At 54.7% G+C, this 25,125-nt stretch carries 24 protein-coding genes, 1 tRNA gene and 1 pseudogene; 18 read left to right on the forward strand and 8 right to left on the reverse strand.

The features are described from left to right. Window positions 1-17 precede the first annotated feature (17 nt). The gene (rplT, locus tag CHN51_RS05710; protein WP_089133726.1) at window positions 18-380 is read right to left on the reverse strand and encodes a 50S ribosomal protein L20; all 363 of its coding nucleotides are present in this window, start codon (window positions 378-380) and stop codon (window positions 18-20) included. 40 nt (window positions 381-420) lie between these two features. Then, window positions 421-624 (reverse strand): 50S ribosomal protein L35, encoded by a 204-nt coding sequence (gene rpmI / locus CHN51_RS05715; RefSeq protein ID WP_089133727.1) that lies wholly within the window; start codon window positions 622-624, stop codon window positions 421-423. Between the two features lie 253 nt (window positions 625-877). Between rpmI and CHN51_RS19480 the strand changes: the two genes are divergently transcribed. Further along, window positions 878-1,426 carry a hypothetical protein gene (locus CHN51_RS19480; protein ID WP_123906248.1) on the forward strand — a complete coding sequence of 183 codons (549 nt, stop codon included), beginning with the start codon at window positions 878-880 and terminating at the stop codon, window positions 1,424-1,426. Here CHN51_RS19480 and hisN read toward each other — a convergent pair. Genes hisN through CHN51_RS05730 form a run of 3 tightly spaced genes read right to left on the reverse strand, consistent with a single transcriptional unit; the run spans window position 1,423 to window position 3,575 of the window. After that, window positions 1,423-2,202, reverse strand: coding sequence for a histidinol-phosphatase (gene hisN / locus CHN51_RS05720; RefSeq protein WP_100093165.1), 780 nt, complete (start codon window positions 2,200-2,202; stop codon window positions 1,423-1,425). The two genes, CHN51_RS19480 and hisN, sit on opposite strands and share 4 nt — an antisense overlap. Then, window positions 2,199-2,606: a hypothetical protein gene (locus tag CHN51_RS05725; protein WP_100093166.1), complete on the reverse strand. Its 408-nt coding sequence runs from the start codon at window positions 2,604-2,606 to the stop codon at window positions 2,199-2,201. The genes hisN and CHN51_RS05725 overlap by 4 nt, the downstream gene beginning before the upstream one ends. 33 nt (window positions 2,607-2,639) lie before the next feature. Beyond that, entirely contained in the window at window positions 2,640-3,575 is a 936-nt protein-coding gene (locus tag CHN51_RS05730; protein ID WP_100093167.1) for a ribose-phosphate pyrophosphokinase, read from the reverse strand. A gap of 154 nt (window positions 3,576-3,729) precedes the next feature. On the opposite strand from CHN51_RS05730, the gene CHN51_RS05735 reads away from it, so the two are divergent. The 6 genes from CHN51_RS05735 (at window position 3,730) to CHN51_RS05760 (ending at window position 9,657) form a co-directional block, all read left to right on the forward strand. Next, complete coding sequence (locus tag CHN51_RS05735; RefSeq protein ID WP_100093168.1) at window positions 3,730-5,385, forward strand: NAD+ synthase; 1,656 nt, start codon at window positions 3,730-3,732, stop codon at window positions 5,383-5,385. Then, the gene (gene gltX / locus CHN51_RS05740; protein ID WP_100093169.1) at window positions 5,382-6,719 is read left to right on the forward strand and encodes a glutamate--tRNA ligase; all 1,338 of its coding nucleotides are present in this window, start codon (window positions 5,382-5,384) and stop codon (window positions 6,717-6,719) included. The genes CHN51_RS05735 and gltX overlap by 4 nt, the downstream gene beginning before the upstream one ends. Before the next feature lie 151 nt (window positions 6,720-6,870). After that, the gene (locus CHN51_RS05745) at window positions 6,871-7,524 is read left to right on the forward strand and encodes an energy transducer TonB (RefSeq protein ID WP_100093170.1); all 654 of its coding nucleotides are present in this window, start codon (window positions 6,871-6,873) and stop codon (window positions 7,522-7,524) included. Between the two features lie 96 nt (window positions 7,525-7,620). Next, window positions 7,621-8,028: a hypothetical protein gene (locus CHN51_RS05750; protein WP_123906249.1), complete on the forward strand. Its 408-nt coding sequence runs from the start codon at window positions 7,621-7,623 to the stop codon at window positions 8,026-8,028. Then, window positions 8,022-9,002, forward strand: a complete 981-nt coding sequence (gene ribD / locus CHN51_RS05755) for a bifunctional diaminohydroxyphosphoribosylaminopyrimidine deaminase/5-amino-6-(5-phosphoribosylamino)uracil reductase RibD (protein ID WP_100093172.1) — start codon at window positions 8,022-8,024, stop codon at window positions 9,000-9,002. The genes CHN51_RS05750 and ribD overlap by 7 nt, the downstream gene beginning before the upstream one ends. Before the next feature lie 46 nt (window positions 9,003-9,048). Next, window positions 9,049-9,657, forward strand: coding sequence for a riboflavin synthase (locus CHN51_RS05760; protein ID WP_100093173.1), 609 nt, complete (start codon window positions 9,049-9,051; stop codon window positions 9,655-9,657). A gap of 39 nt (window positions 9,658-9,696) precedes the next feature. Here CHN51_RS05760 and CHN51_RS05765 read toward each other — a convergent pair whose 3' ends face one another. Next, the gene (locus CHN51_RS05765) at window positions 9,697-10,479 is read right to left on the reverse strand and encodes a DUF1134 domain-containing protein (RefSeq protein ID WP_100093174.1); all 783 of its coding nucleotides are present in this window, start codon (window positions 10,477-10,479) and stop codon (window positions 9,697-9,699) included. A gap of 221 nt (window positions 10,480-10,700) precedes the next feature. Here CHN51_RS05765 and CHN51_RS05770 point away from each other — a divergent pair. From CHN51_RS05770 to CHN51_RS20110, 4 genes and pseudogenes are all read left to right on the forward strand, one after another. After that, window positions 10,701-10,790 (forward strand) — tRNA-Ser (locus tag CHN51_RS05770). A gap of 915 nt (window positions 10,791-11,705) precedes the next feature. Continuing rightward, complete coding sequence (locus CHN51_RS05775; protein WP_100093175.1) at window positions 11,706-12,512, forward strand: class I mannose-6-phosphate isomerase; 807 nt, start codon at window positions 11,706-11,708, stop codon at window positions 12,510-12,512. A gap of 6 nt (window positions 12,513-12,518) precedes the next feature. Continuing rightward, a complete protein-coding gene (locus CHN51_RS05780; RefSeq protein ID WP_100093176.1) occupies window positions 12,519-13,586 on the forward strand; it encodes a mannose-1-phosphate guanylyltransferase/mannose-6-phosphate isomerase in 1,068 nt (355 codons plus the stop codon). 25 nt (window positions 13,587-13,611) lie between these two features. Next, window positions 13,612-14,745 (forward strand): annotated as a pseudogene (locus CHN51_RS20110) (DDE-type integrase/transposase/recombinase); the annotation flags it as partial. Window positions 14,746-14,924: 179 nt separating this feature from the next. Here CHN51_RS20110 and CHN51_RS05800 read toward each other — a convergent pair. Together CHN51_RS05800 and gmd are read right to left on the reverse strand one after the other, a co-directional pair. Then, window positions 14,925-15,899, reverse strand: a complete 975-nt coding sequence (locus tag CHN51_RS05800) for a GDP-L-fucose synthase (protein WP_100093179.1) — start codon at window positions 15,897-15,899, stop codon at window positions 14,925-14,927. Window positions 15,900-15,903: 4 nt separating this feature from the next. Further along, window positions 15,904-17,031 (reverse strand): GDP-mannose 4,6-dehydratase, encoded by a 1,128-nt coding sequence (gmd, locus tag CHN51_RS05805; RefSeq protein ID WP_100095444.1) that lies wholly within the window; start codon window positions 17,029-17,031, stop codon window positions 15,904-15,906. Between the two features lie 835 nt (window positions 17,032-17,866). Here gmd and CHN51_RS05810 point away from each other — a divergent pair. The 7 genes from CHN51_RS05810 (at window position 17,867) to CHN51_RS05840 (ending at window position 25,124) form a co-directional block, all read left to right on the forward strand. After that, window positions 17,867-18,952 carry a sugar transferase gene (locus CHN51_RS05810; protein ID WP_164088994.1) on the forward strand — a complete coding sequence of 362 codons (1,086 nt, stop codon included), beginning with the start codon at window positions 17,867-17,869 and terminating at the stop codon, window positions 18,950-18,952. 21 nt (window positions 18,953-18,973) lie between these two features. Then, on the forward strand, window positions 18,974-20,368 hold the full coding sequence (locus tag CHN51_RS05815) for a glycosyltransferase family 4 protein (RefSeq protein WP_164088996.1): 1,395 nt from the start codon (window positions 18,974-18,976) through the stop codon (window positions 20,366-20,368). Then, a complete protein-coding gene (locus CHN51_RS05820; protein ID WP_164088998.1) occupies window positions 20,365-20,913 on the forward strand; it encodes a transcriptional activator RfaH in 549 nt (182 codons plus the stop codon). The genes CHN51_RS05815 and CHN51_RS05820 overlap by 4 nt, the downstream gene beginning before the upstream one ends. 166 nt (window positions 20,914-21,079) lie before the next feature. Continuing rightward, window positions 21,080-21,466, forward strand: coding sequence for a MarR family EPS-associated transcriptional regulator (locus tag CHN51_RS05825; protein ID WP_206169998.1), 387 nt, complete (start codon window positions 21,080-21,082; stop codon window positions 21,464-21,466). A 392-nt stretch (window positions 21,467-21,858) separates the two neighbouring features. Continuing rightward, entirely contained in the window at window positions 21,859-22,431 is a 573-nt protein-coding gene (locus tag CHN51_RS05830) for an FkbM family methyltransferase (RefSeq protein ID WP_100093184.1), read from the forward strand. Window positions 22,432-22,594: 163 nt separating this feature from the next. Then, a complete protein-coding gene (locus CHN51_RS05835) occupies window positions 22,595-23,638 on the forward strand; it encodes a sulfotransferase (RefSeq protein WP_164089000.1) in 1,044 nt (347 codons plus the stop codon). 250 nt (window positions 23,639-23,888) lie between these two features. Beyond that, a complete protein-coding gene (locus CHN51_RS05840; RefSeq protein WP_123906251.1) occupies window positions 23,889-25,124 on the forward strand; it encodes a hypothetical protein in 1,236 nt (411 codons plus the stop codon). The last annotated feature ends 1 nt before the right edge of the window (window position 25,125 follow it).

Raw genomic sequence — 25,125 nt, forward strand, 5'->3', positions numbered from 1 at the left:
TGAAATTATGAAAATGCTTAGGCTTTGGCCAGAGCATCCTGCGCCTGTTTGATGATGCCGCCAAACACTGCCGGTTCATTCATCGCCAGATCGGCCATCACTTTACGGTCCAGTTCAATACCGGCCAGCTTGGTGCCGTGGATGAACGTGCCGTAGGTCATGCCTTCGGCGCGAACCGCAGCGTTGATACGCTGGATCCAGAGCGCGCGGAAAGCGCGCTTCTTAACTTTACGATCGCGATAGGCATATTGACCGGCTTTTTCGACGGCCTGCCGCGCGACGCGGATGGTATTTTTGCGACGGCCATAATAGCCCTTCGCCTGAACCAATAATCTTTTATGTTTTGTACGAGTGGTCGTACCCCGTTTTACACGTGCCATATTCTATATCCTGTAAGTTTGAATGTCGCTGCGGCGGGAATTAACCCAGACCGTATGGCGCCCATTTCTTGACTGTCCGAGCATCCGCATCACACAATTTCTTGGTGCCGCGGTTCTGGCGGATATATTTGCTGTTATGGCTCATCAAACGGTGGCGTTTGCCGGCTACGCCGTGCTTTACCTTGCCGTTTGCAGTGATCTTGAAGCGTTTCTTCACACCACTTTTGGTCTTCAACTTGGGCATTTTGGTCTCCTCTAGATGGTACCGTTACGGACACTTGTGGCAGCCCAACACTGGCCAGAGCGTCACTTCGGAAGGGGCGCATTAACAGGATTCGGCTCGAAAGCAAGGATAATGATCTATAAAAAAGCGACAAAAACTCTTGCCAAATATGGCGCTATTTGTCGCAAACTTCCCCCCGAGTTGTTTTCTTATCGCTTGTGCAAGAGTTAATCCTTGGCATTATGGATATCGACGGCAACAAAAGGACATTACTATGTCAGATGAAAACGGAAAAATGGGGCGGCCTATGGGACCTAGCACATTGCACCTCCCGCTTCTGCCAAAAATGGCAGATGAGATAGCCGCAAGTGGGGTCGGACCTTACAAAGCTGCAAGGCTTGTTCTGACTGATCCGGAAAAAAACGCCATCGACAGTCTTGCGCGCTGTTGGAAACAATATGGTGCGCCATACTTGCAGGAAGCTAAAAGACCCGAAAAAGGTGCATCAGAACCTAATACATCTGGCATTGTGAATTTGTCATTTCCGCGTCATCTCAATAAAATCGGGGCGATGGCATCAGCTGCAGAACAAGCTGATTCACTTCTCAATGGACATGCCCAGAAAGTTGCGAAAGCTCTTTTTGACAGCCCCCTTCAGCGCATCCTCAATGGATTCCATGATAGTCCCGCACAGCGGTTAGCTCGCGGTTACTATGACAGCCCGGCAACACGAATCATTAGAGAAATGCAAACCAGTCCCGTGACACGCGCGGCAATGGGTCTGCGTTCGGAAGCAGAAGAACGGATTGTGCGTCGCTTTTAATGATGGCAAGCAATAGCCTCCAGCACATCATCGACTCGCGCATGATCGCCAATCGCCAGCACATGGCCGTCAGATTCCGCGTGTAACGGTTCGCCGTTCCAGTCGCACATCATCCCGCCGGCGCCATCGACAATCGGGGCGAGGGCAGCGAAATCATGGAGCATCAGGCCCGCTTCGCAGACGACATCGACATGGCCGCTGGCGACCAGGCCGTAATTATAGCAATCGCCGCCATAGATAATCTTGCGCGGCGCAACTTTGCCGGCAAGTCCCATGAAATGATCGGCATCATGCTCGTCAAAAAGATGGGGAGAGGTGGTGGCGAGAACGGCATCCTTGAGTTCCCGGCAGCGCGCAGATTTGGCCGGCTGGCCGTTGAACAGGGTCGGGCGTCCGACCACACCGACCCATCGCTCTCGCGCAATCGGCTGATCGATGATGCCGATCAGCGGGAAACCCTCCTGCATCAGCGCGATCAGGGTGCCGAATATCGGACGCCCGGCGATGAAGCTGGTAGTTCCGTCAATCGGATCGAGTACCCATTGTCGAGAAGCACCTTCATTTCGTGTGCCATATTCCTCGCCGATAATGCCGTCATCCGGCCTTTCGGTTTCGATGATCGTCCGCATAGCCGCTTCAGCGGCGCGGTCTGCCTCGGTAACAAAGGTCGAATCGCTCTTTGCTTCCTGATCAAATTTGGCGCGGAAAAACGGACGGATCGCTTCGCCCGCAGCTTCTGCAAGCTTTTGCGCAAGTTCGATATCTTTGGGTGTCATTGGTCATCCATAGCGGGAGGACTGGGCCGCCAGGCCCACAGATAGAGGATCAGGCCGGTGATGATGAACAGCGCACAGCCGGAGAGAACCCAGGCATTGGCATACCAATAGTCACCCCAGGTAAATTGGCCAGCCATGATCTTTTTCCAGCCGTTGAAATGCTGCATTCCGGCGACAACCAGGCCAAGTATGGCAAGCGTCGAGGCTATCCACCGGTTGAGCCAGTGCATGGGGTTGGCCAGTAAAAGCAGGCCAAGCAGTCCGATGACCGTCCTCTGTGCGCGGCAAAAGGGACAGACATAAACCCAGCCCGCCCATTCCGTGAACCAGGCGAACAGCGAGATGAAAATCGCCAGCAGCGCGATATATATGCGGTATTTCAGAAGAGTTTCAAAACCGGGCATTGCTGTTTCCTGAAATGGAAAATCTGGTAGCGGCTAGTCCCAAAGGCTGCTGACCGAGCTTTCGTCCGCGATCCGCTTGATCGCTTCTCCGAGCAGCGGCGCGATCGGGAGTATGCGGATCTTGCTGGAATCGAGCGCGGATTGCGGTGCCCGGATGGTGTCGGTGATGATCAGCTTGCGCAGCGAGGAGGCATTGACCCGGTCCACGGCTTTTCCGGACAATACACCGTGGGTGATATAGGCGGCCACATCGGTGGCACCGGCCGCGATAAGGGCATCGGCGGCGTTGCAGAGCGTGCCGGCGCTGTCGGCGATATCGTCGATCATCACACAAAAGCGGCCCTTGACGTCACCGATGATGTTCATGACTTCGGAGACTCCGGCTTGCTCGCGGCGTTTGTCGACGATCGCGAGCGGTGCGTTGTCGAGCCGCTTTGCCAGTGCCCGGGCGCGAACCACGCCGCCGACATCGGGTGAGACAACCATGATATCCTTGTCGCTATGGCGCTTGATAATATCCTGGCTGATCACCGGGGCGCCATAGAGATTGTCCGTCGGGATATCGAAAAAGCCCTGAATCTGGCCGGCGTGAAGATCAACGGTCAGCACGCGGTCGGCACCCGCTTCGGTGATCAGGTTTGCAACCAGCTTGGCCGAGATCGGTGTTCTCGGGCCTGGCTTCCTGTCCTGCCGGGCATAGCCGAAATAGGGGATGACTGCGGTGATGCGCTTTGCGGAAGCGCGGCGCAGGGCATCGATACTGATCAGCAATTCCATCAGATTGTCATTGGCCGGATGGCTGGTCGACTGGACAACGAAGACATCCTCGCCGCGGACATTTTCGTGGATTTCTATGAAAATCTCGTCGTCGGCGAAGCGCTTGACGCTCGCATCGGTCAGCGGGATATCCAGATATTGTGCGATTTCTGTAGCAAGCGGCAGATTGCTGTTGCCCGACATGAGTTTCATAGTTGCGTTTCCCCGATTCAATGGCCCGCAAGAATCGCCAGCGGCACCCCATGACAGTTTCGTGACCCTGTTAGACAGAAGGCGGTCGAATCAAAAGTCCGTATTTGCGTTAATTTAGATTGCTCCGCAGTGTGGCCCTTTCTATCAGGGCGCGATGACGGACAAGCTTATCATCACCATGGCGCAACTGACCCAGAGTGTCGGCGATTTGCGCGGCAATGCCGATGCGATGATTGCGGCGCACGGCAGCAAGCCGGATAGCGATCTGATTGTCTTTCCCGAATTGCAGCTGATCGGCTATCCGCCGGAAGATCTGGTGCTGAAGCCGGCGGTCTGGGAGCGGGCGGAGGCGGAACTCAATCGGCTGGCCGCGGCGACTGCGGGGCCGGGACCGGCGATGCTGGTCGGATCGGTGTTCCGCGAGGATGACAGGCTCTACAATGGCATCGCCCTGCTCGAAGGCGGGCATGTCAGGGACATCCGCTACAAGGTCGAATTGCCGAATTACGGCACATTTGATGAAAAGCGGCTCTTCGCCTCCGGCCCGCTGCCGGAACCTATTCAATTCAAAGGCTGCAGGATCGGTTTGCCGATCTGCGAAGATGTCTGGTTTCCAACCGTGTGCGAGCATCTCAAGGCGCAGGGTGCCGAGCTGTTCATTTCCGTGCACGGCAGCCCGTACGAGATCGAGAAGGACGACAAGCGTCTGGGCCAGGTGGCGACGAAGCGCGTGCGGGAAACGGCTATTCCGCTGTTGTTTCTGAACCGGGTCGGCGGACAGGACGAAATTGTATTCGATGGCGCCAGTTTCGTGCTCAATGGCGATGCCAGCGTGATGCACCAGCTGCCGGACTGGGACGAAGCGATCGTCGATACCCACTGGTCGCGGGAAGACGGCGAATGGACCTGTGCGCCGGGAGATATCCATCAACTGGATGATCATCCGGCCGATATTTACAACGCGATGATCGTCGGCTTGCGCGACTATGTGAACCGCAACCGGTTTCCGGGCGTGTTGCTCGGACTGTCGGGCGGGATCGACAGCGCCCTGTCGGCTGCGGTAGCCGTCGATGCCCTGGGCGCGGACCGGGTCTGGAATGTCATGATGCCCTCGCGCTTCACCTCGCAGGAAAGCCTCGACGATGCTGCGGGCTGCGCCGAAATGCTCGGCACCCGGCTGGACACCATCCCGATCAATCCAGCTGTCGAGGGCTTTGACGCGATGCTGGAGGACAGTTTTTCCGACAGCAATGTCGATATCACCGAAGAAAATATCCAGTCGCGGATTCGCGGCGTCACGCTGATGGCGCTGTCGAACAAGTTCGGCCATATGCTGCTGACCACCGGCAACAAGAGCGAGATGAGCGTCGGCTATGCGACCATTTACGGCGATATGGCGGGTGGCTATTCGGTGCTCAAGGACGCTTACAAGCTGACCGTCTTCAAACTGTCCTCCTGGCGCAACCGCAACAAGCCGAGCCTCGGTCTCGGTCCCGACGGGCCGGTGATGCCGGAAACGGTAATTACCAAACCGCCAAGCGCGGAATTGCGGGAAGACCAGAAAGACAGCGACAGTCTGCCGGATTACGAGATTCTCGATCCGCTGCTGCACGGGCTGATCGAGGAAGAATTGTCGGTCAGCGACATGGTCGGGCGCGGGTTTGACCGGGAAACGGTGGTGCGGATCGAGCGGCTGCTCTATATCGCCGAATATAAGCGCCGTCAGGCGCCTCCCGGAGTCAAGCTGGGCACCAGAAACTTCGGCCGTGACCGGCGCTATCCGATCACCAACGCATTCAGGACCGTATGACCATAAAAACCCGCTTTGCCCCGTCTCCCACGGGCCACCTCCATGTCGGCAATATCCGGACCGCATTGCACAACTGGATGTTCGCGAAGAAACAGGGCGGTACCTTTCTGCTGCGTCTCGACGATACCGATGGCGAGCGGTCGAAAGAGGAATATGTCGAGGCGATCCGTGCTGATCTGGCTTGGCTGGGCCTGACAGCCGACGAAGAGCAGCGGCAGTCGGCACGCTTTGACCGCTATGAAGAGCATCTGGCGAAGCTGAAGGCCGCTGGCCGGGTCTATCCGGCCTATGAGACGGCGCAGGAACTGGATCTGAAACGCAAGATCCAGCTCGGCCGGGGCAAGCCGCCGATCTATGATCGCGCGGCGCTCGACCTGACCGAAGAGCAGGTCGCGGCGTTCGAAGCAGAAGGGCGCAAGCCGCACTGGCGCTTCAAGCTGGATCACGAAAAGCCGATCACCTGGACCGACCTGATCCGGGGTGACCAGAATTTCGATCCGGCCCTGTTGTCCGATCCCGTTATCCTGCGCGAAGACGGCAGCTGGCTCTATATGCTGCCTTCGGCAATCGACGATATCGAGATGGGGATCACCCATGTCGTGCGCGGCGAGGATCATGTTGCCAACACCGCGGTGCAGATCCAGATGTTCGAGGCGCTCGGCGCAAAGCCGCCGGAATTTGCCCATGAAGCGCTGCTCGTCGGGACCGAGGGCAAGCTTTCCAAGCGGCTTGGCTCGCTGGGCGTAAGCAGCTTTCGCGAGAAGAAAATCGAGCCCCAATCCATTGTCGCCCTGCTCGCCCGTATCGGGACCAGCGATCCAGTAGAACCGATTGCCGATGTCGAGCAGCTGATCGCGACCTTCGACTTTGCCCGCTTTGGCCGGGCACCGGCGCGGTTTGACGATGAAGAGCTGGCCCAGCTTAACCAGAAGATCGTCCATCTGCTTGACTATGACGATGTGAAGCACCGGCTGCCGGACGCCATGGATGCCGAAGCATGGGCGGTGATCCGGCCCAATCTGCACGATATGGGCGATGTCGACCAGTGGTGGCAGGTGGTGACCGGGCCGATAGTCCAACCGGAATTCTCGCCGGAGGACCGCGAATTTCTGTCCATTGCGCACGACAGATTGGAAGAGTTGGAAGCATCTTCTGATCTCTGGAAGGTGTTGACCGGCGCGCTCAAGGAGGTGACGGCGCGCAAGGGCAAGGCCTTGTTCATGCCGCTGCGCCAGGCCTTGACCGGGCTCGACCACGGGCCGGACATGAACGCCTTGCTGCCACTCATCGGGCGCGAAGAGGCCTTAAAAAGGTTATTAAAAACAAATAGTTAGATAGTATTTCGGCACTTGCCACGCGCTCGCAGTCCCCGCTGTTTGCATTATGTAATGTAATAGTATAACATCACAATTGGCGCTGGGGCGAGATAGTCAAACAGGCACGAAGCCGCTCCGCCGTTCTGAGGATGGTTGAGAGGATTTGAACATGAGCTATGTATCTGTCTACGAAAACAAAACCCCGCGGTCGAAAGGCCTGATTATGACTGTCGCCGTGCATGCGGCGATTATCGGTGCGGTGATAGCGATGCCCGCGATCATCGTGACCGAGCGACCAGAAGGGACTCTAGTTGCCCTTCCGAAACTGGCCGAGATACCTCCCGAACCGGTTATCGAAGAGCAGCAACCGGAAGTCAAAGCTGCTCCGCAAACGCAGCAAATTGCACCGGACCGGACGATCATCAAATTGCCCCCTGTTCCGAAAATCCAATATGCCGAGGCGACGCTTGGTAGTGATTCCGGTGGAAGAGGCATTGATATTCCTCTGCAAACGATCGAAATTGCGCCAGACCCGGTGATCGTCGGCGCGCGGCTGAACACGCGCTACGCGGGGCAGTTCCAGCCCGCATATCCGACCGGTCTGCTGCGGCTCGAGCGCGAGGGCGAGGTCAGTGTCCGGGTGCTGGTCGGAACAAATGGTCGCGTGAAGCAGATCGAACTGATCGATTCGCCGCATGTCGATTTCTGGACGGCGACGCGCAAACAGGCGCTTGGCAAATGGCGTTTCACACCAGCGACCAGGGATGGAACGCCGATCGAAAGCTGGATGACCCTGAAAGTTCGGTTTGAAATCAACAGCTGATCACCGGTCCGGACGGCCGACCCGCTTTTTCCCACGGCAAATTTGCGGGAAGGGCTGGTCATCCGGCGGTGTCCGCACTATTTGAACGGCATGGGAATGTTGAAAGATGTGTCAGTAACCGGCGGCTTTGGCGACCTGATTGCCGTTTTTCGCCAGAGTGAACCCGGCGAGCGCCTGCTCCCGGCAGCCATGGCCATTGCCTGCACATCGTTCATTTTGTTCCTTTTCTGGCTCGATCCGAAGGTCAACACCTACACTTATGTACCGCAGGAGGTCATTTATGTAGAAAACTGGACGACCGATCGGACCGACGAGGAAATCCTGCAGGACCGCTGGCAGATCCAGTGCCTGAAGGACGAGTTGGAGACCAAGCGACGCGAAGCGGTCAAATCGCTCGGCCGGATGTCGGGCATGGATGTAGACCAGATCGAGCGCGATGCGATCGCGGAACGCCGGGCACGCGGTGAGGTAGAGGTGGAACGCCCCGCCGGCCTGCAATGCTGACTCCTCCCGGCGATGCCCATTATATGGCCGCTGCCCTGGCTCTGTCCGAGCGGGGCCGTGGCCAGACCGGCGCCAATCCCAATGTCGGCTGCATCATCGTCAAGAACGGTGTCATCATCGGTCGCGGCTGGACCCAGCCCGGTGGGCGCCCGCATGCCGAGGAAATGGCGCTGGCCCAGGCCGGGACCGCCGCCAGAGGCGCGGATATCTATGTTACGATGGAGCCCTGCGCCCATGAAAGCACGCGCGGCCCGACCTGCAGCAATGCGATCATCGACGCAAAGCCGAAAAGAGTGATTGTCGCGACTCTTGACGCTGACGAACGGACCAGACGCCGCGGCATTGACCGGCTGGGCGATGCCGGCATACCGGTATCGGTCGGCATAAGGGAACCAGAAGCGCGTCGCGCAATGGCCGGATTCCTCTGCCGTGTCGAAAATGGCCGGCCTTTTGTCACGCTCAAGCTCGCAATGTCCCTCGACGGCTGTATCGCCATGGCCGACGGCTCCAGCCAGTGGATCACCGGCGACCGGGCGCGCGCGCATTCCCATCTCGAACGGGCACGCAGTGATGCTATTTTGGTGGGCGCGGGCACGGCCAGGGTCGACCGCCCGGGGCTCGATGTAAGGCTCGACGGACTGGCCGACCGCTCGCCGCAACCGGTGGTGCTCGGCACCGACAAGGATATGCCGGAACATTGGCAACAGCTTGACGAGCCTGCCGCCATCGCCGGTCTTGCCGATATAAACTGGCTGCTTGTCGAGGGGGGCGCGAAAACCGCGACCTCGTTTCTGGCGGCCGGTCTGGTCGACCGGCTGCTGCTCTATCGCGCGCCGATCCTCATTGGCGGCGGCCTGCCGTCGATCGGCGATATCGGGCTGAATAAGCTGGCCGAGGCGCATGGTGAATGGCAGCGCACCGACCGGCGCGATCTGGGGCAGGATATGCTTGAGATATATGACCGCGCCGCCTAGGTTCCGCTCGGTTTACCGCAAATAGGCTCAGCAAATAGGATCGCGCATGTTCACAGGCATTGTTTCAGATATCGGTAGCATCGAATCGGTCGACCAGCGCGGCGATCTGCGCATGGTGATCCGGTGCGGCTATGACATGGACGGCGTTGAGATGGGGGCATCCATCGCCTGTTCCGGCGTCTGCCTGACCGTGGTCGACAAGGGGCCGGACTGGTTCGCCGTCGATGTGTCGGGCGAAACCGTTTCCTGCACCGCGCAGGGGCAATTTGCCGCGGGCCGCAAGCTCAATCTGGAGCGGGCGCTGAAAATCGGCGACGAACTGGGCGGGCATATCGTGACCGGCCATGTCGATGGGGTCGGCACCGTGGTCTCCAGCGAGCCCGCCGGCGATTCGCAGCAAGTCGTGATCCGCGTATCGAAGGATCTGGCGCCGTTCATTGCCGCCAAGGGATCGATCACGGTCGATGGCGTGTCGCTGACCGTCAACGCCATTACCGACGAGGAAGAGGGCGCAGTCTTCACCCTCAACATCATTCCCCATACCGCGCAGGTGACCACGCTCGGCGAGCTCGAGCCCGGCCGTCCGGTCAATCTGGAGATCGACATATTGGCGCGCTATCTGGCGCGGATGGAAAAGGTCCGGTCGCTGACGTAGACTCGGGAGTCACGGCCGGCTGCCCGGCCGATCACCTGATCAGAACGGCAGCCATTTCTGCTTCTTGCTGAATTTCATATAACCGACATTGGCGCCCAGGCGCAGACCCGCGCCGAGGCGTACCGGGATCAGCACCTTGTCGCCGCTGCGCAGATAGCTGACGTGGAAGCCTCCGATGAAATAGGCCGCGCCCTCGCCGGCGGGGAAGCGCTGGAACAATTCCTCGCTGTCGTAGAGATTATAGACCAGAACGAAGGTGTTGGCCGCGTTGCCGCCAAAGTCGAAACCGATGGAAGGCCCCGTCCAGTAGACCGGGCGTTCGCCCTCGACCTTGTGATAGAGCTTGCCCGAACCATAGCGCAGTCCGACGACAAAAGCGCCGCTGGCTTCGCGTCCGGCGATATAGGCGTTGGGCCGGCCCTGTTTCTTCAAGATATCCTCGATCACTTCCGCGAGGCCTTTTGCGCCCTTGCCGAAGACGCCTTCTGCCGCGCCGATCAGGTCGTCGTCCTGATAGGTGTTGCCGTCATCGGTCGCCGGAGCGACAGCACTGCCGGTCTGGGCAGCGGTCGTTGCGGGTCCGGAAGGCGCAACAATATCCGCGTTTATATCGCTGTCCATCGGCGCGTCCTCGACCGTGGCCGGGCGAGAGGCGTCGGGTTCAAAATTCCCGTCATAGTCGGGCGCGGCCAGATCGGCATCGATGACGTCATTCGGATCGACGGTTTCCACCTGGGCATATGCGGGCGACAGAGCCGGTGCACCGGCAAGGGCCAATACAGCAAATAAACCCAATGATTTCTTCAAGCATAACCGTAACATGGGTAAACTCCTTCCCGTTACCAGCCAGATATAGGCTCTCGGCCGTCGGATATGACCACGCAATGAACGGACGACGAACGGACTCGATTCTGCGGCGGTCCGAGTCCCGTGGCCGGCATCAGGCATAATCTCGATTTTCAGGCAGGATTTAATTCGGTCCATTTTTCCCGTTGCAGCCAGCGCTTTCCGCCGTTATAGCGCGACTTCAAGCCAAACTGCGTGGACACGTGGGTGAGCGGCTGAAACCACCTCCTTGCTAAGGAGACAAGCCTTTACGGGCTTCGAGGGTTCGAATCCCTCCGTGTCCTCCACTCCCTTTTCCAACTTAATCTTTTACCATCCAGAACCGCGTGAAAGTCTAGGCTTTTACAGCGATTTCTTATAGATTCCGTCCAGCCCAATCCAAGCTCATCCAAAGCATGTGGGGGTATACTGGGCGGTACGGATATACCAAAACAGGGGTAAAAATGCTGACGGACAAAGCCGTAAGAGCTGCGGTTGCAAAGGAGAGACCGTTTAAGATAAGCGATGGCAACAGCCTTTCCCTTCATGTTTATAAACAAGGGCGCAAGACCTAGCAGTTCAAGTTCCGAATCGAGAACAAGGAGCAGTGAACCTATCCCGATATAACCCTCGACCAGCGCCCGAGAAAGGCGCAACGAGACGCGTAAATTGCTGCGCGCAGGTCGTGATCCTCGACATTCGTTTATTCTAATGCAACTGGTCGGCGATACGACCGGTTCCAAAAGCTTCGAGGCGCTGGCTCGTGAAGGGTACGATCTGAGGCAGCCGCGTTGACCTATCCACGCCAAAGATGTCATTAAACAGTCTCGAACGAGATATATTTCCTCTGCTGGGTCCGATGCCGCTCACAAAATTGATGAGCCGCTATTACTGGCCGTATTGTGAAAGGTTGAAGCCCGTGAAGCGATCGAGGCAGCGCACCGCCTTAAGCAAAGGATAAGCGCAGTGTTTGTTTATGCGCGATCGATAGGTATCATGATAGATAATCCTGCCGCCCATATTGGTCAGGCGCTAAAGCCGGTGGCCCATCACCCAAATTCCCGGCAATTGTTTTCGAGGACGGCATAGGCAAACACGTGAGATCGGAATGTGCGCTCACTTATTATCAGACATAGAGCACAATTGACAATTCTGTCGATGATGCAAGGGATAACGAGAAAATATCACCAGCGGCTGAAAATAAAAATTTTTGAAGGTGCGAGATGAAGCTTAAGAAAAAATCAGTCGTCAAGCCTTGGGGACAATCTATTTTTCCTAGCCCTTTTCACAATAACAAAAAACAGAAAATCGGAGAAATCTGGTTTGAACCACCCAAAGCCGTCACCGCGGGTTTGATGGTGAAGTATCTGTTCACAAGTGAGAAGCTATCCATCCAGGTCCATCCGAATGACAGGCAAGCCCGCAGGGCGGGGTTTCCCCATGGAAAAGAGGAATGCTGGCTAATTTTACACGCTGAGCCGTGGGCAAAGCTGGGTATAGGTCTTACAAAAGAAGTCCAGTCGACTGACTTGCGAGCAGCGATTGCATCGGGAGAGATGGAAAATTTGGTCAATTGGATACCCGTTGAAACAGGTGATTTTTTTTATATTCCTGCTGGGACGATACATGCAATCGGCCCTGGAATTGTTCTCGTCGAAGTGCAACAAAATATAGACTTGACCTATCGGATCTATGATTATCGGCGACCACGTGAATTACACCTCGAAGATGCAATGAAAGTGGCATCATTAAAACCTTACAATATGAGTTATCATCGAAAAGTTCCACCAGATCAGACCATGATGCTAGTCGATGGGCCACATTTTCGCGTTTTTCAAATAATTGGTAGCAACATTGAAATTCTTACCGATGTGGAAGCCTCAGAATGGCAGGTTATACCATTAGACGGGACTGCATGGATCAGTGGGGTCGTTATTAAAACTGGTGAATGTGGAATCTGTGCAAGACAAACTGATATTGAGCTTTCAAAAAATGGAAAATTCATTGTCGCCTGCCCAACAAATGAGTAAATCGATATGAGTGATAAACAAGTAATAACACCCGTGATATTGTCGGGCGGCTCAGGAACGCGGCTTTGGCCACTATCGACAAATGAGTGTCCGAAACAATTTTTAACACTGACGGGGCCGCTCAGTTTGTTCCAGCAGACCGTAGAACGATGCAATGACAAAGCTTTGTTCGCCACGCCGATAATCGTGTCAGGCGCATCCCATAGGGATCTAGTGGTCAAGCAACTGGACGAAATTAAAGTCCGGTCTTCCAAACTTATTCTTGAGCCATGTGCACGTAATACAGCTCCTGCAATTGCGCTTGCGGCTTTAGCGTGCACAGATCCGCGAGATATAATGTTGGTGATGCCGAGCGATCATATCATTTCTGATGTCCCGGCCTTCCAAAAGGCGGTCAAGCAATCGCTTTCGCTCGCGGAAGAACGCTGGCTTGTAACATTTGGAATAGCACCGACCGGTCCGGAAACCGGGTATGGCTATATCGAGCAAGGCGACATTGTTGTCGACAGTGAAAACAGCTTTGCCGCGAGGCGTTTTGTTGAAAAACCTGCTGAGGACGATGCAGAAAAGATGTTGAGTCGGGGCGGGTTCCATTGGAATGCGGGAATTTTTCTATTTCGTGCGGATGCTTATTTGGCCGCTTTAGGCAAATATGCGCCGGAAATTTTGCAAGCAGCTATCAAGTCCATGAAAAATTGTGGTGATGAAGATTTTGTCATTCGGCCCGATGCGCACGAATTTGGGAAATCAACGTCTGTTTCCATTGATTATGCCGTGATGGAAAAATCTGAAAAAGTGGCGGTAACGCCGGTTAATCCTGGCTGGTCTGATGTAGGAAGTTGGGATTCACTGTTTGATATTAATGCGACCGATAACGACCCCAATGTCACTTTTGGACGGGTCCACGCGATTAGTTCGAAGAATATTTTTGTCCATGCTAGCGGGATTGAAGTGTCAACATTTGGGCTTGAGAATTTGATTGTTGTTGCCAACGAAAAGCAGGTCATGATCATACCCAGGGGTCAATCACAAAATGTGAAGCGTATTCTACAAGAACGTAACAATATTGAATAGAGGATAGTTGGATTAACTTTCACTGCTGCGCGGCGAGGATAGCATCGCCGAGCTATGTCGCTGTGAGGGTATCGCGCAGGGCGTATATTATAATTGGTCGTAGCACTTCATGGGGCCGAGCAAGCGGAGGCTTGCTGGTGATACGGCGCGCGCTGCCAATAGCGATGAGGTCCGTGATCTTCGAAAGGAAGCCCGTGATCTGAAAGAAGTGGTTGCTGAACAGGCTGGGCATCGCCCCGGCCTACCTTCTACCGCTGGTATGATCTATATCAGCGTTTTGGCGAAGATGCGCTGGAAGATCGGAAACCGGGTCCGCGCCGTGCATGGAACCGGATCCCCGACAAGGTGCAGGGCCAGATTGTAAATATTGCGCTGGAACGCTGTAAGCTGAGCCCGCAGGAGCCGGCGGTGACGTTTACCGATGAACAGCGATAGTTGGGCGCGCTTCGCTTGCCCTTCTCCGCGTCGCTACGAATCCGTGTCGGGGGCAGTGTTTACCGCCTGTTGAAGGCCCATGACCTGATTACCAGTCCGAACTTCATCGTGATGAAGGCCGCCAGCGACTTCAAGGATAAGACCACTGCGCCCAACCAGCTGAGGCAGGCCGACTTTTCCTATCTGAAGATCATTGGCTGGGGTTGGTATTACCTATCGAGAATCCTCGACGATTACTCGCGCTACATTATCAGCTGGAAGATGTGCAAGACGATGCGCGCAGAAGATGTAACCGATACGCTGGAGCTGACTCTTGAGCCATCAGGCTGTGCGTCGGCACATGTGCTGCACAAACCGCGTTTGCTATCGGACAATGGACGTAGCTACGTTGCGGGTGAACTTGCGGATTATCTGGCCGACAAGAAGACGCGCCACGTTCGCGGTGCACCGTTCCATCCGCAAACCTAGGGCAAGATCGAGCGTTGGCACCAAACGCTTAAAATCCGCATCCTGCTCGAAATTATTATTTGCCTGGGATCTCGAAGCCCAAGTCGAGGCATTCGTCGAGCATTATAACCACCGGTGCTACCATAAAAGCCTGAAAAATGTGACGCCCGCAGACGCTTACTTTGGAAGGGCTGAAGGCATTATCAAACATCGAGAAAGGATCAAACGAAAGACCATCGAAGATCGGCGCTTGCAATACCGCAAGATCGCCGCCTAAAATCAATCAACCAGATGGAACCAAATACTCGCCTATTCTAAACCGCCATATGCCTCAAATTATCTGACGACGGACAGACGGGGACACACCTTAGCAACGGTTGATATTTGCTAGTTTTGCGCGCCAAAATTTTTGGCAGCAGCTAATAATCGAAATTCTATTTGAATGGCCTCAACCGTTCATTTGGCGCGCAGATCTTTGTCTCGCTGTTTCAAAAACCAGTCATAGGTGTCGCGAATACCGTCGTCCAGGGTGATGGTATACTCCCATCCCATCCGCGCGAGCCGGCTGACATCCATCAATTTTCGCGGCGTTCCGTCTGGTTTGGTGGTGTCGAAACTGAGTCTACCTTTAAAGCCGGTTACCTCGGCAATGGTTTCAGCCAGTTCGCGTATGGTGACATCTGTACCCGAACCGACATTGATATGACTCAGCATTTCCCGAGTTTCCGCTTGATAAGCTTCACGATCCAAGTCCATCACAAATAGTGAAGCGGCAGCCATATCGTCCACGTGCAGGAACTCGCGCATCGGATTGCCGCTGCCCCAAATCACTACCTCAGCAGCATTATCCCGTACCGCTTGATGAAAGCGGCGGATCAATGCTGGGAGAACATGGCTGTTCTCGGGATGAAAATTGTCGCCAGGCCCATAAAGGTTAGTCGGCATCACCGAACGATAGTCTGTGCCATATTGCCGGTTATAGCTCTCGCATAGTTTGATTCCCGCTATCTTGGCTATCGCATAGGGTTCGTTGGTCGGTTCCAATGTACCTGTAAGCAAAGCGGATTCCCGCATTGGCTGTTCCGCGTTTTTCGGATAAATACAGCTCGATCCCAGTTGCAGAAGATGCTGAACGCCAGCGGCATATGCCTGATGAATTACATTGCATTCGATCATCAGGTTTTCATAGATAAACTGTGCAGGATAATTGTTGTTGGCCACAATTCCACCGACTTTTGCCGCTGCTAAAATCACCTGATCAGGGCGTTCGGCTTGCATGAAGTTGCGGACTGCCATCTGATCTGTAAGATTCAGGTCGTCACGCGTTCGTGTAACCAACACCAAGTCTGCTCCAGAGTTCTGGCGAGCTTGCAATTGGCGTAAAATTGCAGCACCGACCATGCCTTGATGACCGGCGACATAGATTTTCATGGTCCTATCCTTCAATTGAGACCGGCAGATTCATACCATGTTCTTTTAGAAGCGCGTGTCGCCTAGCGGATTTTAAATCTTCCGCGATCATCTCGGCGCACATTTCCTGTACCGTGATTTCTGGAACCCAACCTAGTCGCTGCTTGGCTTTGGTCGGGTCACCTAAGAGCGTCTCTACCTCTGCCGGACGGAAATAGCGTGGATCAACGCGCATGATCACATCACCGACACTCAATGCCGGGGTAAAGTCTCCATTTATTTCGGTGACCGTTGCCGTTTCATCGACGCCTGTTCCGCTAAATTCCAATGTAAGGCCCAGTTCGGCAGCCGACCATGTAAGAAACTGGCGCACTGAATATTGAACACCGGTGGCAATGACGAAATCGTCGGGCTTGTCCTGCTGCATCATCATCCACTGCATGCGGACATAATCTTTGGCGTGGCCCCAATCGCGAAGGGCATCAATGTTGCCCATGTAAAGGCACTGCTCCAGGCCCTGCGCGATATTCGCCAAACCACGAGTGATTTTACGGGTTACAAAAGTTTCTCCTCGGCGGGGACTTTCATGATTAAACAGGATACCGTTGCAAGCGTACATCCCATAAGCTTCTCGGTAGTTTACCGTAATCCAGTAAGCATACATTTTTGCAACGGCATAAGGGCTTCGCGGGTGAAAAGGTGTTGTTTCGGTCTGCGGTGTTTCCTGGACTAATCCGTATAGCTCGGATGTGGAGGCCTGATAAAAGCGGGCCTTCTTTTCCAAACCTAGAAACCGCATCGCTTCCAGCAAGCGCAATGTGCCCATTGCGTCAACATCAGCGGTATATTCCGGCGCTTCGAAACTGACCGCCACATGACTTTGAGCGCCGAGGTTATACACTTCGTCAGGTTGAACTTCGTGGAGAATGCGCGTCAGGTTTGAGCTGTCGGTCAAGTCGCCATAATGCAGTTTGAAACGCGCGTTGTCGGTATGGGGGTCTTCGTAAATATGATCGACACGCTGGGTGTTTAAGGAAGATGCACGCCGCTTGATACCATGTACCTCATAACCCTTTTCCAACAGAAACTCGGCTAGATAGGAGCCATCTTGTCCGGTTACACCGGTAATCAGGGCGACAGGTTGCTTTGGCACGGTCACGATAAATTCCTTGTGGCAAATTTGATTTTTTGTTGTTGGAGATTTCGACCCGATTCTTATGACTTAGAATCAGAAATGCCTTTAGACAACCTCGAGAAACGGGTATTTCGGACCTACAGGTAGATAAATTAATCTCGGTTTTGTTTTGAGTGTAACACTGAGCAATGCAAGTGAAAAGGCGCGAGGGCGTAAGCAAAAATTTAACGCGCCGGCATAATGGCGGGCGACTGCTTTATTCTGCTAACCAGCGGGAGGCAGTTTTTAACGATTTTGAGATTTTTCCCGCTTTCGTCACGCCCTGTTCTGCGAAATTGCCGACCAGAAAAACTGATTCCGGGATCGTTAGCGGCGAATGCGATAAGCGCACTTAATATTGCTATCATCGACTCGATTATTGTTGCCGATGCAGGGAAATAGCTAAAGTGGCTCCATGATTTCCCAAGTGGAGATATATAGCCAAACCTGCTCGGCATAGCCTTGTCACCGATATTTAAACGCCATGTTGACACCGCCCCCGCCTTTGCATAGATTGCTGCAATGCAATATGATTCCATTTAGATGGAAATTGTTTAGCTTTTACAGATTATTAAGACGGTTTGGTCGCTGCTGGCTTATTTAACGAATTGAGGGTGAAGTGTTACTCACTAAGATTCCGCATTTAGCGACCGGACGTCCATTTTTCCACTCGTTGCGTTTCGAACTGGCCTTCGTGCTGATTTGCGGCGTATTCCTGCCATCTGCCGTTACTGTCGGCCTGCCCGCTCTCGACCAATATTATCCAATAGGTGTAAAAAATTCGCTGATCGGGGCTGGTACGTGTGCGGTTGCAATGACTCTGACGCTGCGCCGGTTCCGTTTATATCCTGGAACGGCTGTCGCGCGGTCTATTTTGCCGGTTCTCTTCACCTTTTTCGCTGTCCTGCTGTCATTGGTGGCGATATTGAGGATTGATTATTCCAGCCGCATATTATTTTTCAGTTTTGTCGCTACGCTTGCCGCCCGTTATGCCATCGAAACGTTGCATGTTAAGGCCAAGGGAGTGCTATATTATGTGGTGCCCGGAGGCAGGGCCGCCGTGGTTCACAAACTCGCAAATATACCGACCATCTCGATGACCTCTCCCTCGATTTCCGGTCTACCGGGTTGCGCGATTATTGCCGATTTGCATGCGGATCTGGCTCCTGAATGGGAGCGATTGCTCGCCGAGGCCGCGATCGCCGGAAAGCCCGTCTATCATTACAAGCAGGTCTGGGAAGCCCAGACCGGCAAGGTTCAGATCGACCATCTTTCTGAAAACAGCTTTGGTGCGCTGGTTCCTAGCCTTGTTTATCAGAAATTCAAACGGGCAGTTGATTTGCTTGTCTGTGTCGTCGCGCTCCCCTTCGCACTGCCATTGATGGCTGTTTGCGCCATTCTCATCAAATCTGACAGCGCTGGGCCGGTTTTCTTCCGGCAGCGGCGCATGGGATTTCGAGGCAAAGTGTTTCAGGTGATTAAGTTTCGGACCATGACGGTGACGCATGACGGTGGGGACCGCGATTGCTCGGTCACCCAGACCGATGATCACCGTATCACTATGGTCGGTCGGTTCCTGCGCAGCACCCGGCTGGACGAACTGCCGCAGATCTTCAATATCCTGCGGGGCGAGATGAGCTGGATCGGGCCGCGCCCCGAAGCTGTAAGCCTGTCGTCATGGTATGAGCTTGAAATTCCTTTCTACCGCTATCGCCATATCGTGCGGCCCGGCATCAGTGGATGGGCGCAGGTTAATCAGGGTCATGTGTCCTCGCTCGACGAGATCGACGACAAGCTGCAATATGATTTCTATTATATAAAGAACTTGTCTTACTGGCTCGACATACTGATTGCCGCACGTACGGTGCGAGTGGTACTCACCGGTTTTGGTGCAAAGTAGACCCTCATGTCTGACCATTCAGTGGGCGCAAAAGCCTCTCACAATAAAGGCGAGCCAGTGCGCGTGATCTTTGTAAACCGCTTCTTCTATCCTGACGAGTCGGCGACCTCGCTGATGCTGACTGACCTCGCCTTCGCGCTAGAGGCTAAACCTTATGCGCTCCACGTTGTGACCAGTGGCTCGGATTATACGGGTTCTGAAGAGAGGCCGCCGTCGCGCGAAAAAGTAAACGGAACATCCATTCACCGGCTGCCTGCGCTGCAGGGCGGGCAGACTTCGCTCGTCCGGCGTGTCGCCAATTTTGTCATTTTCTACCTTTTTAGCTTTGTCGCATTGTTGCGATTGGCGCGGCGCGGCGATTTAGTGGTCTGTCTGACCGATCCGCCTTTTGGCCAGCTGCTATGTCTTCTTGCGGTCCGGCTGAAAGGCGCGCGGCTCATCAACTGGGTACAGGATATCTATCCCGAAACCGCCATTCGCCTAGGCTTCGGTTCGCCGGGCAATCCTCTCTTTGGCATGCTGGCCCGATTACGCGACTTTTGCTGGAAGGCAAGTGCAGTCAATGTCGCGATCGGAGCGCGCATGGCGGAATATGTCAAGCACCGCACCGCCGATGCGGCCGATATTCGAATCATCCCGAATTGGGCCGACGAGAAAGCATTGGCCCCGCTTGCTCATGAAGAAAACCCGCTGCGCAGCAAGTGGGGCTACTTGCTCGAAGATTGCGTGATTGGCTATTCCGGCAATCTGGGCCGTGCCCATGACAGCGAAACAATGCTGGGCGCCATAGAGCAGCTTGTCGGCGATGCCGCATCGCCGGCGCGATTTCTGTTTGTCGGAGGCGGGGCCCAGCGCAAGGGGCTTGAAGAGCGCCTGAAAGCCTATGACAGAGTCCGCTTTTGCAACTATCAGCCTCGCGAGCAGCTGCGCGAAAGCCTGTCGGTGCCCGATATTCACTGGCTGTCGCTTGCGCCGCAGCTCGAAGGCCTGATTGTGCCGAGCAAATTCTATGGCGCTGCCGCTGCCGGACGTCCGATCATTTTCGTCGGCGATGAAGATGGAGAAGTTGCCCGTCTGATCGCGCAGGGAGAATGTGGGCGCAGCTTTGCCCCCGGTGCAGTCGGTGCGCTGACGCAGTATTTACGAGAGCTTTCGGCGGACCGTAATTTGCGTGAGCTTTTGGGCCAGAACGCGCGTCTTTTTGCTGAGGATATTTGCGCTCGTGACAGCCGCCTTGCAGAATGGACTGCGCTGCTTTGCGATTTGGCCACTACGGAAATGTCTGGTTCCTTGGACGAGGCAAAATCTACTCAGAAAGCTAATGATTATTTGGCCCTCGAAGGTGCAGCAGTGGTGGGCCCTTCGCGGATTAACGGGCTGGCCAATGGTCAGCAATGCAAGGGATTACAGTCATGACCTCGGCCATCGATAAAACCTCGCTCGCCGAAGCGCCAAAAGCCCAAGGAACCCAGCGTTGGTATGTCGCGCAGGTACAGCCGCGCAAGGAGCAGTTAGCACTCGCGCATCTGCGGAGGCAGCGCTTCGTAACCTATTGTCCCATTATCAAGCGGACTAGGCGCTTGCGCAAGCAATCGGTTAGCACCGCCGAGCCGCTGTTCCCGGGCTATGTCTTTGTCGCGCTTGATTGCGAGCGCGAGCCCTGGCGTTCGGTGAATGGCACTATCGGCGTGCTTCGCCTCGTGAGTTTTGGAATGCAGCCTGCCGTGATGCCTCGCGGGTTTGTAGAACAGCTGCAGAATCTGGCAGGCGACGACGGCCACGTCCGCTTTGATGAGGCCCTGCGACCGGGCGACGGGGTCAGAATCGTCGGCGGACCATTTGATGGCTTGTGCGGCTCGCTGGCGAGCAGCGGCGGCCGGGAGCGGGTGACCGTGCTGTTGCAAATGCTCGCTGGTGAAACGAAAGTGACGATGCCTCGCTCAAGCTTGATCGCTACTTGAACCGGAACGATTGCGGGTCACCGCTGGCGAGTTAACATGTTTTTTTGTACAATTCTCTTCTTGTCAAAAAAAGTCGTTTATGACACTGTTCAAAATTGAACATTGAATACCGAGTTCTGTAATATACCTGTCTGTGAGCGGTCGTTTCCGCCGCAGTGCGGTAGCCGTGAAGCCTGTGGAACCCATTGCCGATTCTCCTTCAATGGCGCGCCTTTCCGAGCGCGAGAGCCTTGATTATGAATTGATGTTGCTGCTCGAACAGAATCCGGAATTATCGCAGCGAGAATTGTCGCGGCGGCTTGGGATCAGCTTGGGGCGGGTCAATTATTGCTTGCAGGCGCTTGCTGCAAAGGGCTGGGTAAAGCTGGAAAACTTTCGCCAGTCATCACATAAGCAGCGTTATATTTATGCACTTACGCCTGACGGCATTGCCAGCAAGGGCGCGATGACGGGGCGGTTTTTGAAGCGCAAGCTGGCCGAATACGACCATCTTAAAGCGCAGATTGCGCTCCTCGAGCGCGAATTGCCCAAACGGGGAGGGGATGCGAAGTGATGTGGCGTAAGATACCTGTCTGTCGGTGTTATCGTGCGTGGGTCTCTCGCACAGGTGCAAAAAGCTCGCAGGTAAACTCTCGGTTCGACATCTGCTGATTTTGGAAAGGGCCAAATTTGAGCCTCCTGAAGACCCTTCGGCTCATTGTCCGGCATCCGCTTAATCGTGGTGGCCAGTTTCGCGCTGTCACGCGGTTCTTCCGCTGGCAGATTGAAAGCCGCCTCAAGCGAGAGGTTGCGTTCAATTGAATTTCGGGGGCCAAGCTTGTAGTGCAGAGGGGTATGACCGGCGCCACGGGCAATATTTACTGCGGCCTTCATGAATATGAGGACATGGCTTTCGTTCTCCATGTGCTTCGACCCGGCGATCTTATTGTCGATGTTTGAGCGAACATAGAAGGCTGCACGGTCCTTGCTTCGGGTGTATGTGGCGCAAGAACAATAGCAATTGAACCCGATCCAAAAACTGCCGCTCACCTTCAACGCAATATCGATGAAAATGGCTTGGGTGATTTAGCGACTGTGGCAAGGACTGCGATGGGCGATAAGGTAGGCGAGATAAGTTATTCCGTCGGACAGGACACAACCAATCAAGTTGCTATTTCTGCTGACACGGAGGTTCAGGCAGTCTCCTTGTCGACGCTTGATATGATCCACAAGGATGAAAGCCCGTCGGATATTAAGATGGATGTTGAAGGTTTTGAAACTAAGGCTTTGCAGGACGCTATGTCGGTCTTTACCGAACATTCACTTTTTGCAATTCAACTCGAAACTGTCGACGAAGAGGCCTGTGGGCTTTTAGCAGATGCTGGCTTTACACAATTTTTCTACGTGCCGTCGACGCATTCGATATTCAAGGCGCAAAGCGGACGCGGCTCAAATAGCTTGTTTGTGCGTCAAGCGCTGATGGTTATCGAACGGCAAGCGGCAACGCCGGAACGGCATTTTTATGGCAGATCCATTTGAATGTTGAGTGTTTGCATTGCTCGAAAATCACTACAATATGATCATGGAATGCTGGGTCTGGTGAATGTAGCCATCGCGGTTTCCGCGCAAGCGAAGAACTATTCGTTTCGAAGGGCCCGGCGCGATGAATTCACTCGGACCATTCATCAACTAAATGAGTCCGATGGAGCTGGCTTATTCGGTGATGAGCGAGGCAACCAAGATCGCTCGCGATCTTGGTTGGTGCGAAGATGTTCCGCCAGGCAGCTATGAAAACTTTACAATTTGGAGTGTGATAACGATGCAGTCGAAGCAAAGTCTAGCTGCAACGCCCCGCGGCCAAACATCTTCTCCCGGTCTGAAGGATTCACTCCGATGGATAACACAAGCTGCGGCGCTCAACGCATACGGCACCTATGTCGGGTTGGGCGCGCGACTACGATCGTCCTGGATGATCCGTGAGGACATCACATGGCTGCTTCTCGCTACTATGCCGAACAGCGGTTCGACGGCGGTTTCAAAGCTCATTCAGAACTCCGCCGCTGCAGTCTCGTTGACGCCGAGCGGAGAAGGTCAATGGCTTGTTCCGGCGATGTCGGCCCCTGGCCGGCGTTGGGACCCGGCGCATCACCCCGATTACAAGCGGATGCGCCAGATCTGGCTATCACGTGTACCACGCCTCCCCTCTCCGAGCGTGGTGATTGAGAAGTCGCCGCCCAACTTGTGCCGAATCGATAGGATCGCTGATGCTCTCGCGCCGATGGAGCGCCACGTGGTTTGCTTGACTCGTGATCCCTTTGCGGTCTGTGCTAGTTGGTTCAGACGATATAGCGCCGCCGCCGTGGTACGCAGTTGGAGGCCCGATTTTGCTGGTAAGATGGAGACACAGGCCGATCATTTGCGGATGCTTGGTCGACTCTATGGGGAATGGGCGGGGCATATGCTCGAGGCTCGCGAACGTGCTTCCTTGACCATTCGCTATGAGTGCCTGACAAGTAATCCGCAGACGCTAATCGACGGCCTACAGCAGTTATTCCCAGTACTAAGCGATGTCCGCGTCGATGCGACTGTTTCAGTGAAGGACTACAAGGACGATACTCTACGCAACATGAATGCAGAGCAGGTCGCACGACTGAACTCTCATCAGATTAAATTAATTGCCGAAGGTCTAGCGGATCATAGCAATAACATCGAATCGCTCGGCTATTCAACCCAACTGGACTATTGACCGAACCCTGAGTATCTTAGTACTTATCCAATAAATGCAATGAAGAGTCTACATTTCTTGATATCGGGTTTCAGGGCTTGGTCTCGACTTTTCTGCGCATCAGGCAATTGCTACCGAATACTTACTTACAAACGGGTCCGCTCGCATTTCTAACCATTCTGTATCAATGATCGGGCCTGCGCTTAGTCGTATCCGCACCAACTTCGCCAAAGTGGTAAGCGGGCAAGCGAGTGTGGCGGGACTCAATTTCTTGACGCTGGCGATTAATACGCGGGCGCTCGGAATCACCTATTTCGGCATTCTGATCATCATCCAGTCAACCACTGAATTGGTGGTTAAGATTTTCGGCTTCACCACTTGGCGGGCGCTGCACAAATTTGGTGCAGACGACGTTGCGGCGGGCCGTTACGACCTCTTGCGCCAGCGCTATCGCTTTGGATTTATACTCGATCTGGGCGCTGCTCTGTTTTCGACGATAATCACAATCATCGCGTTCGCTTTTTTTAGCACCTATTTTGGCTTGGACGAAGAAACTCGTTCGCTTGGTATGTTGTATTCGTTCACCAACCTGTTTCAAGGGACCTCTGCCAGCGTCGGCATTTTACGTATCACCGAACGCTTCGGTCTTGCAGTGATAATACAGGTCATCGGAGCGGCGTGTCTGCTTGGAAACGCACTGGTTCTTTACGCAATCGACGCTCCCTTCGCGATTTATATATACACCGTTGGCGGCATCGTCATCACTTGGAACACGGCGCTAAACCTTGCCGGTTTTATAGTCGTTCAAAGCCGAGTCGCTCACATGGAAGGGAGTCATGCAGCTACAAATGTCGATTACAAGACATTCTTGAATTTTGCTCTCGCTTCCTCGGCAGGAGGAACCTTGAAGGGCTTCCGCCAGCGAGGCGAAGTTCTGATCGTCGCCGCCTTTCTTGGACCCGAGGGTGCGTCAATTTATGGGGTCGCCTATCGCATCGGAGCGCTGTTTGCCCGGTTTGTTGATGCTGCAACCCAAGCGATCTATCCTGAATTCGCCCTCTTGGTTGCGAAGAGAGAATTTGTCGCCGCCAAGCGCCTGGTTTTCAAGATGAGCGGCATCGGTCTCGTCGCGACCCTTCCCGTCCTGCTACTGGCCATCGGCTTTGGTGGCATTCTACTTGCACTGGCCTTTGGTGCGGAATTCGCCAGTGGCCAGTTCAGCCTCGTCTGGCTCCTTATCGCCTATCTCATCCCTTCGGCCCTGTTCGCGCTCGCTCCCTACTCGCAATTGGCATTTGGTGCGGGGCGCTTTTTAGGAATGGAGATGGCGGCATTCGTGGCTTTTCTGGCGGCGGCATGTGCAGGCCCCTATTTCCTCGGCATTCAGGGTGCGGGACTTGGCACAGCGGCGTTCACGGTTGTCCTTTTTGGCCTGTTGGTTTACCAGGCGTTGACGCGCCGGCCTGCCGAAAAATCGGACGATGCAGATGGAAGGTGGGGCAGTTGAT

Source organism: Sphingorhabdus sp. YGSMI21, assembly GCF_002776575.1.
GTDB lineage: Bacteria > Pseudomonadota > Alphaproteobacteria > Sphingomonadales > Sphingomonadaceae > Parasphingorhabdus.